The organism is Dethiosulfovibrio russensis (genome assembly GCF_021568855.1).
GTDB classification, from domain to species: domain Bacteria; phylum Synergistota; class Synergistia; order Synergistales; family Dethiosulfovibrionaceae; genus Dethiosulfovibrio; species Dethiosulfovibrio russensis.
This window is the reverse complement of sequence record NZ_JAKGUG010000011.1, coordinates 22,922-35,251: the sequence shown is the minus strand read 5'-3', so window position 1 is coordinate 35,251 and position 12,330 is coordinate 22,922. Positions and strand designations below refer to the sequence as shown.

General features: G+C 58.6%; 14 protein-coding genes. 13 read left to right on the top strand and 1 reads right to left on the bottom strand.

Features of this window, described 5'->3' with window-relative positions; all coding sequences use genetic code 11:
• The first annotated feature begins 59 nt into the window (after positions 1-59).
• From L2W48_RS11140 to L2W48_RS11120, 5 genes are all read left to right on the top strand, one after another.
• Positions 60-467, top strand: a complete 408-nt coding sequence (locus L2W48_RS11140; RefSeq protein WP_236099147.1) for a cupin domain-containing protein — start codon at positions 60-62, stop codon at positions 465-467.
• 16 nt (positions 468-483) lie between these two features.
• Positions 484-804 (top strand): carboxymuconolactone decarboxylase family protein, encoded by a 321-nt coding sequence (locus L2W48_RS11135; protein WP_236099146.1) that lies wholly within the window; start codon positions 484-486, stop codon positions 802-804.
• Between the two features lie 35 nt (positions 805-839).
• Positions 840-1,328, top strand: coding sequence for a flavodoxin (locus tag L2W48_RS11130; protein ID WP_236099145.1), 489 nt, complete (start codon positions 840-842; stop codon positions 1,326-1,328).
• 18 nt (positions 1,329-1,346) lie between these two features.
• On the top strand, positions 1,347-1,961 hold the full coding sequence (locus tag L2W48_RS11125; protein ID WP_236099144.1) for a flavodoxin: 615 nt from the start codon (positions 1,347-1,349) through the stop codon (positions 1,959-1,961).
• 63 nt (positions 1,962-2,024) lie between these two features.
• Positions 2,025-2,849 carry an aldo/keto reductase family protein gene (locus L2W48_RS11120; RefSeq protein ID WP_236099143.1) on the top strand — a complete coding sequence of 275 codons (825 nt, stop codon included), beginning with the start codon at positions 2,025-2,027 and terminating at the stop codon, positions 2,847-2,849.
• A gap of 184 nt (positions 2,850-3,033) precedes the next feature.
• On the opposite strand, the gene L2W48_RS11115 is transcribed toward L2W48_RS11120, so the two are convergent.
• A complete protein-coding gene (locus tag L2W48_RS11115; protein WP_236099142.1) occupies positions 3,034-3,591 on the bottom strand; it encodes a flavodoxin family protein in 558 nt (185 codons plus the stop codon).
• A 98-nt stretch (positions 3,592-3,689) separates the two neighbouring features.
• Between L2W48_RS11115 and L2W48_RS11110 the strand changes: the two genes are divergently transcribed.
• The 8 genes from L2W48_RS11110 (at position 3,690) to L2W48_RS11075 (ending at position 12,220) form a co-directional block, all read left to right on the top strand.
• Entirely contained in the window at positions 3,690-4,619 is a 930-nt protein-coding gene (locus L2W48_RS11110) for a helix-turn-helix transcriptional regulator (protein ID WP_236099141.1), read from the top strand.
• A gap of 118 nt (positions 4,620-4,737) precedes the next feature.
• A complete protein-coding gene (locus L2W48_RS11105; RefSeq protein WP_156775076.1) occupies positions 4,738-4,887 on the top strand; it encodes a hypothetical protein in 150 nt (49 codons plus the stop codon).
• 122 nt (positions 4,888-5,009) lie between these two features.
• Positions 5,010-6,050 carry a 3-deoxy-7-phosphoheptulonate synthase gene (aroF, locus tag L2W48_RS11100; protein ID WP_236099140.1) on the top strand — a complete coding sequence of 347 codons (1,041 nt, stop codon included), beginning with the start codon at positions 5,010-5,012 and terminating at the stop codon, positions 6,048-6,050.
• Positions 6,026-6,895, top strand: a complete 870-nt coding sequence (locus L2W48_RS11095) for a prephenate dehydrogenase (protein ID WP_236099139.1) — start codon at positions 6,026-6,028, stop codon at positions 6,893-6,895. Before aroF ends, L2W48_RS11095 begins: the two co-directional genes overlap by 25 nt.
• A complete protein-coding gene (gene aroA / locus L2W48_RS11090) occupies positions 6,892-8,175 on the top strand; it encodes a 3-phosphoshikimate 1-carboxyvinyltransferase (protein ID WP_236099138.1) in 1,284 nt (427 codons plus the stop codon). The genes L2W48_RS11095 and aroA overlap by 4 nt, the downstream gene beginning before the upstream one ends.
• An 8-nt stretch (positions 8,176-8,183) precedes the next feature.
• The gene (gene aroC / locus L2W48_RS11085; protein WP_268906567.1) at positions 8,184-9,353 is read left to right on the top strand and encodes a chorismate synthase; all 1,170 of its coding nucleotides are present in this window, start codon (positions 8,184-8,186) and stop codon (positions 9,351-9,353) included.
• Positions 9,346-10,908 (top strand): 3-dehydroquinate synthase, encoded by a 1,563-nt coding sequence (gene aroB, locus L2W48_RS11080; RefSeq protein ID WP_236099137.1) that lies wholly within the window; start codon positions 9,346-9,348, stop codon positions 10,906-10,908. The genes aroC and aroB overlap by 8 nt, the downstream gene beginning before the upstream one ends.
• A 79-nt stretch (positions 10,909-10,987) precedes the next feature.
• Complete coding sequence (locus tag L2W48_RS11075) at positions 10,988-12,220, top strand: HAD-IIA family hydrolase (protein ID WP_236099136.1); 1,233 nt, start codon at positions 10,988-10,990, stop codon at positions 12,218-12,220.
• Positions 12,221-12,330 lie beyond the last annotated feature (110 nt).

Sequence of the window (12,330 nt, the reverse complement as noted above, 5' to 3'; positions counted from 1 at the left end):
GAGACAGTAGAGGCTTTTAATAGTAAATGGAGGTAGACGCAGAGAAGGAGGGCCTGAACATGAACGAGATAGAGGATCTGTTTCCCAGAGGCGGGGAGAACGCCGCTTACGCCAAGTATTTTCTCGGAAAGAGTTATCTGAACATGCTTTCACTGGAGGGCGTGGTCATAGGGAACGTAACCTTCGAGCCCGGTTGCCGCAACAACTGGCACGTTCATCACTCTAAGTCCGGAGGAGGACAAATTCTGCTTTGTACCTCCGGTTACGGCTGGTATCAGGAGTGGGGAAAGCCCGTCAGGAAGCTGGCACCCGGTGATGTGGTGAACATACCGGCAGGCGTCAAGCACTGGCACGGAGCAGCCAAGGACAGCTGGTTCGCCCATGTAGCGGTCGAGGTGCCGGGGGAGGACTGTTCCAACGAATGGCTGGAGATCGTGGACGACGAGCAGTACGAAAAACTGGCCTAAAGGGAGGTACGGCAATATGGGCAAGGTTACCGCGGGAAAAGAAATGCTGGGGGATTTCGCCCCTCAGTTTGCGGGATTCAACGACGACGTGCTTTTCGGAGAGGTGTGGTCCAGGGAGGACAAGCTGGCCCCCAGGGAGAGGAGCATCGTCACCGTGTCGGCTCTTCTGTCCAGCGGAATTTTGGACAGTTCCCTCAAGTTTCACATCCAGAAGGCGAAGGACAACGGTGTGACGAAAGAGGAGATGGTTGAGGTTCTTACCCAGCTGGCCTTCTACGCCGGTTGGCCCAAGGCGTGGGCGGCGTTCCGCATGGCCAAGGAAGTCTACTCCGAGTGATGGATAAAACGTTTTTGGGAATGGAGGTTGAAATCATGAACGAAAAGAAAGCTTTGGTGGCTTTCTTCTCGGCTACCGGCGTTACTGCGAAGATCGCGGAGAAGGTGGCGAAGGTGGTAGAAGGGGACCTTTTCGAGATCGTCCCGGCTGAACCTTACACTAAGGACGATCTGAACTGGCACGACGGTATGAGTCGCAGTTCCCTGGAGATGAACGATCGTTCCTCCAGGCCGGAGATCGCCCACATGGTTGATGGTATGGAGAGGTATGAAACGATTTTTATCGGTTTCCCCATTTGGTGGTACGTAGCTCCGAGGATAATACAGACCTTTTTGGAGAGCTACGATTTTTCCGGTAAGAAGATCTCGCTTTTCGCGACCTCCGGGATGAGCGGGATGGGAGATACGCAGGAGATTCTTCGTTTGTCCTGTCCCGGTGCGGCCACTTGGGGTGCCGGAAGAAGATTTAGTGAGTCTGCCTCGGAGAGCGAGATCAATCGATGGGTAGGCAAGTCGAGTTTCTAAACAAAGGGGGGGATTGCGATGAATAAAATGGCGTTTGTTTTGGTAGAGCTTTTGATGGTGTTTAGCCTTGCGACTTGCGGCAGCGCCTCGTCGTCCAGCCCTTCAACGTCGGAAAACCCTGCCACCGTAGACTCCGCCTCCTCGGAGGCCGGAAAGACGTTGGTAGTCTACTATTCTGCGACCGGAAACACGAAAAGAGTTGCGGGATTTATCGCGACGTCAACGGGTGCGGATCTCTTTGCGTTGAAACCGGCCGATCCTTACACTAAAGACGATCTGAACTATAGAGACAAGGGTAGTAGGGTGTCCAGAGAACATGATAACGAGCATGAAAGGGATGTAGAGCTTCTATCCGTATCTGTCGATGATTGGGATTCCTACGATACCGTGTTCATCGGCTATCCCATCTGGTGGGGGATCGCAGCATGGCCGATTGACGGCTTTATAGGAGCGAACGACTTTACCGGAAAAACGGTAATCCCGTTCTGCACTTCCGCCGCCTCCGGTCTGGGAGAGAGCGGCGAGCTCTTGAGAAAAGCCGCCGGAAACGGAAACTGGCTGGAGGGAAGACGTTTCTCCTCCGGAGTGAAAGAAGAAGAGATCCAGCCCTGGATTGAAGGATTGGGCTTGTAGAAAGATTGCTTTGCGAGGTGTTTCGCTATGATTTTTGAAGAGACTTACAGTTTATCCAACGGAGTGAAAATACCCAAACTGGGGTTGGGAACCTGGTTTATCCCCGACGATCAGGCTGGAGAGGCAGTCAGACAGGCCGTCGAGCTGGGATATCGCCATATGGACACGGCTCAGGCCTACGAGAACGAGGCAGGTGTAGCAGCCGGTGTGAAGAGCTGTGGAATCGAGAGAGAGAAGCTTTTCGTCACCAGCAAGGTGGCGGCCGAGTATAAGACCTACGAGGCCGCGACTTCGTCCATCGACGAGACCCTTTCCAGGATGGGGTTGGATTATCTGGACATGATGATAATCCACAGCCCTCAGCCCTGGGACGAGTTTCGCGACGAAAGGCGGTATTACGAGGAGAACAAGGCCGTCTGGCGGGCTTTGGAGGACGGCTATCGAGCCGGCAAGCTGAAGGCCATCGGCGTCTCCAACTTCCTCGTCGACGATCTGGAGAGCTTGCTGGCGGATTGCACCGTGAAGCCCATGGTCAATCAGATATTGGCCCACATCGGCAATACCCCCGAGGAACTGATGGCTTTCTGTGAAAAGAACGATATTTTGGTGGAGGCCTACGCTCCCATCGCTCACGGGGTTGCGCTTTGGAACCGGGATCTGGTGGCGATGGCGGAAAAATACGGTGTCGCCGTTCCCCAGCTTTGCATCAAATACGTGTTGCAGCTGGGCACTGTCGCCCTTCCCAAGACGGCGAACCCAGCTCACATGGCGGACAACGCCAAGTTGGATTTTACCGTCTCCGACGAGGATATGGGAATCCTGAAGGGGCTCTCCGACATGAAGGATTACGGAGAGTTCAGCTTCTTCCCTGTGTTCAGCGGCAAGTAATAACCTAGGATTTTAACCGAGGGCCAGCGTTTATAGGGGGTTTCGCTTGACTGAGCTTAATGCTTTTGTCGAGCGAACTCCTTAGGGTTGAACGAGAAATTCTCCAGTTTTTAAAGCTGGAGAATTTCTCGTCCTGTAGCTTTTTGCCGGTTCTCATAGAATTTTTTCACGATGGATAACGTTATTACCTCTTAGCTATCTTTATCTCGAAGTCCAGTCCCTGTAGGATCTCCCTCGTGCTGTTGGCGACGATTTTGAGGTCGTTTAGGTTGGGCCTGTCGGAGATGTCTCCCATTTTTCCCCTTTTGCTGCCCTCCTCCCATCCATGGAACTTTCCCGGCGTGTACCATTCGTCCAGGACGAGAAATCCGACGTGCTCGAAGAACTGAGCCATGTATTTCCCGGCAACGTAGCCCTCTTTGATCCCTGTGTGTATGCCGCCGAAGGTGCAGAACACCACACCGAACTTTCCCGGTTTTCTCGGAGCTCCTATGGGCCTTGCTCCTCCTCTGTAGCGGTCCATGGTGTTGCCGATGAACTTCCGGACCGGAAGAGGAGGTATCCATCGGTAGGACGGCGCTCCCATGAACACCAAGTCGTAATCGCAAAGCTCGACCTCTAGATTTTCCTCTATCTTCACTTTGTCCACCGGGATGCTCTTGTCCACCAGGACGGTCTCGATGGTGTCGGCCACCTTCTTCGTGTTGCCTCCCGCGCTCCAGTACAGTATCAGGCTTTTCATCCCGCATCACTCCGCTTTCTGTGGTATAAAATTGACATGAGAGGATCTCGACGGATCGGTCCCCTGTCCGATATTCCACCGTAAGATACGCTTATACGATGGATCTGGCATGCAGCATATTGACGGCGACAGGGATTATTTTGATGTATGTGGAGGCCGCTATGGACGGCGAACTTGTAACTCTCTCCGACATGTCCTTTCCCGTCTCCGTGTTGGAACATGTGAAAATAGGAGGAGGTCCCCTGTTCGAGCCCCATTTTCACGACCATCACCTGCAGTTCTTTCGATTTTTAAGCGGAAGGGCCAGGATCTTCTGCGATCAGAGGGAGTACGAGATGGAATCCTCCGAAGTCCTGATAGTGAACAGGGGAGAACTGCACTATGGAGAGGGGCTTTCGGACGAGCTTCGTTATTTCGTCTTCAGAATCGACATAGATCTGCTGTCTTCCTACGGCATATTCCCCTGCGGGGAGAGGTATCTGAGCCCTTTGAGGAATGGGCTCGTGACCTTTCGACGAAGGCCCGTAGGCGATGGCATAAGGCGGCTTTTGGACTCTGTCGTGGAAAGATGTCGTAGGTGCGACGAGGGCTACGAACTGGGAGTTTTAGGGGGAGTTTTCGGTTTACTGGAGGAACTTTTTCGCTCTTGCGGAGTGATGTCCCTGGTCTCCAGCGACGTGGAAATCCTCATGAGGAAGAGGCAGGCTCTGTCGGCCGTTTTCGAATACGTAGAGAAGAACTATCGAGAGGGCGTCTCTCTGCCCGAGGCTGCCGATATCGCTCATATGTCGGTGGGACACCTCTGTCGTCTGTTTAGGAGAAGTACCGGGAGAACCTTCGTGGACTACGTCAACCGCATGAGGGTGGAGAAGGCGGCCGCTCTCCTGAGCCTGGAAGGTTGCAACGTCACAGAGGCGGCTATGTCCGTAGGGTTCGACGATGTGGGCTATTTCTCCCGTGTCTTTAAGAAATACATGACCCGCTCTCCTAGACAATTTATCGGAGATGACAGGCGTTATTTCCTATAAGGGGACTCCCGGTGGATCGAAAAATAGAAACTGCCCCTTGACAATTCTCCGTAACCCCGTAAAATGCATCGACAATACAGCACGATAAAATTATCCGACGACGAAAGGAGGAATACCCGTGACGGAACGAGCTAAGAACCAGCCGATAGTCTCCATCTCCATCGATAGTTCTTACTCCTATAGCTTTACCGACGGCCAGTGGCGCTATTACGCCAGTGGTCTCAGCTCGCATGGAAATCCGTCATCGGGACCTGCTGCCGTCGGGTAGACCCTCCACAGGAGGGGTATCGCAATAAAGGCAGGCTTAAAGGGCCGGAATCCGGATTTTTCATCCGGGCTCCGGCCCTTTTTTTATTCGATTTTTTAATTATCTGACGGGAGGTCACGAATATGATAGTCGTCCAAATGAACGAACGGAGTTCCAGTCTCGACATAGCCAGGGTCTGCGACCATCAGGAACGCAGAGGGATGCAGATAAGGGTGGTTCCGGGACGCAGAGGCAGCACCATAGTCTGCGAGGGACATTCCGAGACGGACCTGGAGCTTAAAAAACTTCCCTCCGTGAAGGCGGTTTCGCGGACGAACTGCTCCTACCCTCTTGCCAGCCTGGAGGTGTCGGGGCCTCAGGGTCCGGTCCAGATAGGTCGGGGGCTCTCCATCGGCGGCGGCTCCGTGGCGGTCATGGCAGGGCCCTGTTCGGTGGAGAGCCGGGAACAGCTTCTCGAGACCGCCAGAGGCGTGGCGTCCTCCGGGGCCTCGGTGCTCAGGGGAGGGGCCTTCAAGCCCCGTTCGAACCCCTACTCCTTCCAGGGGCTGGGCAGTCAGGGAATAGACCTCCTCCTGGAGGCCAGGGAGGATACAGGGCTTCCCATAGTCACGGAGGTCATGTCGCCGGAGGACGTGGAATGGCTGGCCCCTCAGGTGGACATCCTCCAGGTGGGAACCAGGAGCATGCAGAACTTCCCCTTGCTCAAGGCGTTGGGACGGGTGGACACTCCGGTACTCCTCAAGAGGGGGATGGCTTCCACCGTCGACGAGTGGCTTCAGGCGGCGGAGTACATACTGGCCGGGGGAAACTCCCGGGTGATCCTGTGCGAGAGGGGCATAAGAAGCTTCGACAAGAGCACCAGAAACACCCTGGATCTGAGCATAGTGCCTCTGGTCAAATCGTTGACCCATCTTCCCGTGGTGGTGGACCCGAGCCACGCCACCGGCAAGAGACATCTGGTGGCTCCCATGAGCCTGGCGGCTCTGGCCGCAGGGGCGGACGGTCTCATAGTGGAGGTCCACTCCCGGCCTGAGGAGGCCCTCTGCGACGGCCCCCAGTCGCTGGACCTTCCAGCCTTCGACGGGCTGATGAACCGGATCTCCCGGCTTATGGAGGCTTTGGAACCGGAGGAATCCGAATGGGGCTTGAAGGTCGCCATGTAGGGATCGTCGGACTGGGACTTATGGGGGGCTCCCTGGCAGGGAGGCTGACGTCCTGGGGGCGGTGCGCCTCGGTTGCCGCCTGGGATAGAGATTCCTCCGCCCTGGACCTGGGAGAGTCCATGGGACTCTTCTCCTACAGGGCCCCCTCGCTGGAGAGGCTGACGGCACGATCCGAAGTCCTGATTCTGGCGGTCCCGGTGGAACTCATGGTTCCCGTCTCCCTGTCGGCGGCGCCCTTCGGCGACGGACTGGAGGCGGTGTTGGATCTCTCCAGCGTGAGGGGAGACCTTCATCGGACCCTGGGGCGTATATGGGGAAAAAGGCACCTTGGCTTTCACCCGATGGCCGGCAAGGAGATCGGAGGGGGGGCCAACGCCTCGCCGGACCTGGTGGAGGGGGCGACGATCGCCCTCGTTCCGGGATCCGACGTCGATGAGAAGGCGGTGTCTCTGGCGGAGGAGATGGCGGCGCTCCTCGGGGCTTCGACCCTATGCATGGATCCAGACGAGCACGACGAGACAGTTGCCTGGATCAGCCATCTTCCCATGGTTCTGGCTTCGGCACTGGCTCTCGGAGCCGGAGAGGCCATGGAGCGGCTTCCCGGGATCTCGAAGATGGCTGCGGGAGGCTTCAGGGACACGTCCCGGGTGGCGTCCGGACCTTCCTGGCTGACGGCCTCGGTCCTGGAACACAACGAAAAACTGGTGCCGGCTATTCGTCGTACCGTGAAGATTTTGGAGGCCTTTATCGACGCATCTCCCGAGGAAGCTCTTCGAGGGGCGGCTCGAGCGGCCCGATACAGGGAAGCCGTTTTGGCTGGCCCGTCTAAGGAGGAAACGAGATGACTCGATCCATAAACGGCACGGTAGAGGTGCCTGGAGATAAATCCATATCCCACAGGGTGGGTATCCTCGGAGCTCTGTCCAGCCGGGGAATAGAGGTGACCAACTTCTCTTCCGGAGCGGACTGCGCCAGCACTCTGGACTGCGTGGAGAGGTTGGGCTGCTCGGTTGAACGCCAGGGAGACAGGGTCAAGGTCGCCAGAGGAGAGGGCATAGCCGAGGCGTCCCGCACGCTGGACGCAGGAAACTCCGGCACCACGGCCAGATTGCTCTGCGGACTGCTGGCCGGGGTCCCCGGAACCTTCTCGGTGCTCACCGGCGACGACAGCCTGCAACGTCGTCCCATGAGCAGAATCGTAGATCCCCTAAGGGTTCTGGGGGCGAGGATAGACGGCCGGGACGGAGGCAAGAGGCTCCCCCTTTCCATAAGGGGAACCAGGCTGACCGGAGGCCAGTACGTCCTGCCGATGGCGAGCGCCCAGGTCAAGAGCGCCCTGTTGCTGGCGGGACTCTCAGCCCAGGGCAGCGTGACGGTCGTGGAGCCCCTGTCGACCAGGGACCACACGGAGATAATGCTGGAGCATCTGGGGGTTCCCATAAGGCGGGACGGGGACTCGGTCACGGTGTATCCCTTCGACGACCTTCCCGGAGGATCCTGGAGGGTGCCGGGAGACTTCTCCTCAGCGGCCTTCTGGATCGTCGCGGCCGCGATATGCTCCGACTCGTCGGTCCGGCTCTCCGGAGTGGGACTGAACCCCACCAGGACGGGGTTGTTGGAGGTCCTTAGGTCCATGGGGCTGGACTGTTCTGTCGAGAACGAGAGCGCCCAGGGAGGCGAGCCGGTCGGGGACCTGATCGTCAGAAGCTCCTCTCTTAGCTCCGTATCGGTAGGGTCCGACATGGTCCCGTCCATGGTCGACGAGCTGCCCGTTTTGGCAGTGGCAGCCACCCAGGCGGAGGGAACCACCGAGATAAGAGGAGCGGGAGAGCTCAGGGTAAAGGAGTGCGACCGCATAGCCGCAGTGGCCGAGGGACTGAGGGCCATGGGAGCGGATATAACCGAGCACGACGACGGCTGGACCATCCCGGGATCCCAGAGGCTCAGGGGAGCCACCGTGGACAGCAGAGGGGACCACCGTATCGCCATGGCCATGGCCGTGGCGGGACTGGCGGCGGACGGACCTGTGAAGATACTGGGTTCCGACTGCGTCTCCATCTCCTACCCCGAGTTCTTCTCCCAGTTGGAGGAACTCTCCGAAGACCTCGTGCCGACGAGAGGCTGACCGGGATCATGGCTATCCGTTTTCTCACAGGAGGCGAGTCCCACGGAAGAGGTCTCGTCACGATAGTAGAGGGACTTCCGGCCGGACTGGAGCTGCCCAGGGATCTGCTGGAGTCCGAGCTGGCCCGAAGACGCAGAGGATGGGGAAGAGGCCCCAGGATGGCCATAGAGAGGGATCGCCTGGAGGTGTGGAGCGGCCTGAGAGATGGAGTGACCACCGGGGCGCCTCTGTCTATCTGTCTGGAGAACACAGAGTGGGAGTCCTGGAGAGGTGCTCTGGATCCCCACAAGGTGGATCCGGAGAAGGCGGAGGACAGGCGGATCGACTGTCCCAGACCGGGGCACTCGGACATGGTCGGAGGTATCAAATACGGACACTCGGACATGAGGAACGTGCTGGAGCGCTCCAGCGCCAGGTCCACCGCCGCCTTGACCCTGGCCGGGACCGTCGCCCGGGCTCTTCTCGATAGGCTCGGGGTAACAGTCAGGGGTGCGGTCACCTCCATCGGTGGGGTCGCCATAGAGGATCCTCTGTCGGAGGAAGAGTGGACCAGGGCGGAGACCTCCGATCTCGGCTGTCCCAGAGAGGTGGACGAGAAAGTCCTGATATCCCGGATCTCCAAGGCTAAGGAGGAGGGAGACTCTTTGGGAGGGACTTTCTTGGTGTCCCTTTGGGGTATGCCCGTAGGGGTCGGGTCCTACGTGGAGTGGGATCGACGTCTGGACGGCAGGCTGGCCGGGGCGGTTATGTCCATACCTGCCATAAAGGGAGTGGAGATAGGCGGAGGGTTCAACCTCGCGGCGCTCCCCGGCAGTCTGGTTCACGACGAGATCGCCGTCGAGGACGGAGAGATAGTCCGCCTATCGAACAGAGCCGGCGGCCTCGAGGGAGGTATGACCAACGGCCAGGACGTTTTGGTGCGGGCGGCGATGAAGCCCATCCCCACCATGAGGAAGCCTCTGAGGTCGGTGGACCTGGCCAGAGGTGAGAATACCATGGCCCATTTCGAGAGGAGCGACAGCTGCGCGGTTCCCGCCGCCTGCGTCGTGGGAGAGGCCATGGTGGCCTGGGTGGCCGCCTCGGCCCTCACGGAAAGGTTCGGAGGAGACGTTATGGCGGACCTGGAGCGGAGGGTCTCGGAACTTCGTCTGGAGACAGGGAGGGATCGTCGTGAGTAGAGGAGAGCTGGTTTTTCTCGGAGGGTTCATGGGATCCGGAAAGACCTCGGTGGGCCAGAGGCTGGCCGAGGCGGTGGGACTTCCCTTCGTGGATCTGGACAAGGCCATAGAGCTGAGGGCCGGGGCCTCCGTGGCGGAGATATTCGCCTCTCAGGGGGAGGAAGGCTTTCGCAGACTGGAGGCCCAGTCGCTTAGAGAGATATCGGACCTGGAGCGGTGCATAGTAGCCCTGGGCGGCGGTGCCCTGAAGGATCCCAAGGGTCGGGAGCTTATCCGCAAGAAGGGCAGACTTGTTATATTGGATGCCTCGGCGGACACGGTAAAAAACAGGGTGGCGGCCCAACCGGGACAGAGGCCTCTTCTGAAGATGGAGAACCTGGAGGACCTCTGGGAGAGGCGGCGTCCCCTTTACAGCGACGGCGACCTGAGGGTTGAGACGGATCATCTTAACGTCTCCCAAGTGGCGGAGGCGGTCCGGGAGGGGCTATCACTTCCGCTGAAGGGCGACTGCGATCAGAGGATCCTCGGGGACGAGAGGACCGGCCTGGTGGTGGTAGGCCAGGGAGTGCTGTCGAAACTTCCGGAGCTTCTCGGACGGACCGACACCTACGTGGTGGCCGACTCCATGACGGGACCTCTCTTCGAGCCGGTGGTAGGCCAGACCCGAGGACGTTCGGTTTTACCGAGAGGCGAGGATGCCAAGACCATGGATGTGGTGGAAGGACTGTACGACGACTTTCTCTCCGTCGGCATGGACCGGGGCGACGTGGTGTTGGCCCTGGGCGGCGGCTGCGTGGGAGACGTGGCCGGATTCGCCGCCGCAACCTGGATGAGGGGCATAGAGCTCGTCCAGTGTCCCACCACCCTTCTGGCCCAGGTGGACAGCTCCATAGGAGGCAAGGTCGGGGTGAATCTGCCTCAGGGCAAAAACCTGGTCGGAGCCTTCCATCGTCCGAAAATAGTCCTTTCCGACGTGAACTGTCTCACCTCCCTTTCCTGGAAGGACTACCGTCAGGGACTGGGAGAGGTGGTCAAATACGGTCTCGGAGAGGATCCAGAGCTTTTCGACCTTCTGGAGAGAAACGTCGAAGGCCTTCTGCGGCGCGACCCCGGTTTGCTGGTGGAGGTTGTGGCTCGGTGTGCTTCCATAAAACTCGACCTGGTTTCCCGGGACGAGAGGGAGCACGACGTCAGGACCAGACTCAACCTGGGACACACTGTGGCTCACGGTCTGGAGGCGGCTTCGGGATACCGCGACTGGAGCCACGGAGACGCGGTGGCCGTAGGAATGGTCGTGGCGACCGAGCTCTCCTGTAGGCTGGGCGAGTGCGACAGACACAGGTTGGACAGGCTCAACCGGCTTCTGACGGATCTGAGGCTTCCCCGCCGTCCCGATCGCCCCTGGTCCGATCTGGAGTGCCATATCGCAAGAGACAAGAAGTTCAGAAAAGGCAGCCCCAGACTGGTGCTTCCCAGAAGCGGCGAGGTCTCCTTCGTATGGGAGGGCCCCATCGAAGAGCTGAGAAGAGCCTACGAGGAGGTCTACAGATCCTAGGTCTTCTGGCAAACTTACCGCCTCCGTTGTATCATGATGGCCTTGCATATACAGTTAGCCATCGAAGGAAGTGGTTTTTATGATAGCCGATAGATACGACGCTTTTTTTCTCGACCTAGACGGGGTCGTATACGTGGGAGATCGTCAGACCGACGGTGCCGCCTCTGCTCTGGACAGGCTCCGTTCCATGGGCAAGGACGTCCGGTTTCTCACCAATAACCCCACTGACGGAAGCGATATAGTCTGCCGGTTGAAGGAGTTGGGGATAGAGTCAAAGGAGGAAGAGGTGATCACCTCCGGAACCGCCACCGCCAGGGTTTTGTCCGACAGGGGCATCGGCCCGGTTTGGGTGCTGGGCCACGGCGGACTGAGAAAGGCCATGACCGACGCGGGGCTGTCTCTGACGGAGGCTCCGCCATGCGAGGCGGTCGTGGTGGGATGGGACGACGACGTCACCTTGGGACAGATCCGACGGGCTGCTCTGGCGATCCGACAGGGGGCTCTCTTCGTCGCCACCAACGAGGACCCCACTTATCCCAGTTCGGAGGGAGTCCTCTCCGGGGTTGGGGTGGTGGTGGACGCACTCATCGCCGGAAGCGGAACCAGACCCCTCTCGGTGGGCAAGCCCTGGACCGCCATGTTCGAGCAGGCCAGGAGGACCCTGGCTCCGGGAAAACGTGCCGTCATGATCGGCGATACCCCTTACGTGGACGTTCTGGGAGCTCACAGGGCCGGTATAGACGCCATACTAATGGGATCCGCCGAGACCTATCCCGGCAAGCTGGACTTTAGAAATCCGGATGGACGGATAGACGGATTGGGCGACCTCTTCGACGAATCGATCTCCATGGGAGCCTGGGACTCTCCCACCTATCCTTGGCCCGAGTCGGTGGAGCCCGGGGTCGCAGGGGTGGTGCTGGACGAATCGGGCAGAGTCCTTCTGATGCGCCGCTCCGATAACGGACGATGGGGCATCCCCTCGGGGCACGTCGAGCCCGGCGAGACCGTGCAGACCGCCGTGGTCAGGGAGATCCGTGAGGAGACGGGTCTAGAGGTGGAGGTCGAGGAGCTGATAGGGCTCTACTCCGATCCGGTGTCGCAGGTGATAACCTATCCGGACAGTCGCATCTGCCATTTCGTGACCAGCTGTTTCCTCTGCCGAGTAATGGGTGGCTCTCTGATCACCTCCGGACCCGAGACGCTGGACGCCGGTTTCTTCGATCCCCACGCTCTGCCGGAGCCTCTGATGTCCATGCATCCCAGATGGCTGGCCGACGCTTTGGCCCCTTCCGGAAGGCCTTTTGTTAGATAAAGAGTAAGATTCTTGTTTGTAATTATGTCAGATTCTTAGAGATGATTATGTAATACATGTGTTTAGGCTTGTAGACTTTTGCGATAAAGTTGCTATGTGTGGTTATCAAT